The organism is Peribacillus sp. SIMBA_075 (assembly GCF_046534585.1).
In genome coordinates this window covers 1-251 of sequence record NZ_JAWRYN010001167.1, presented here as the reverse complement: position 1 = coordinate 251, position 251 = coordinate 1, and the positions used below count along the sequence as shown (strand labels likewise).

Annotated in this window: 1 protein-coding gene; it reads right to left on the bottom strand. The window is 44.6% G+C overall.

Annotated features, from left to right (window positions below; genetic code table 11):
* The coding region (locus SB775_RS31985) for a helix-turn-helix domain-containing protein (RefSeq protein WP_410865312.1) at positions 1-141 on the bottom strand (141 nt) is incomplete at its 3' end.
* Positions 142-251: the final 110 nt, after the last annotated feature.

Below are 251 nucleotides of genomic sequence, written 5' to 3'. Positions count from 1 at the left end.
CGTGGCGTTCGGATCCAGCTCACCTTTTTCAATCAGGCTGACCAGAGCCTGCGTGCAGATCCCTTCTGCCAGATCACCCTGAGTCAGGTTCATTTCCTTGCGGAGTTCACTGATTTTCTTTCCGATTTCAGCTAGTTTCAATCGAATTCACCGTCCTCCCGAATCATGCTGTGATAAAGGCTTTTCTTTATGGAGAGATATGTAATACTTCTAAAAAACGTGTTCTTTTATCTGCCAGGAATGTTTCATAG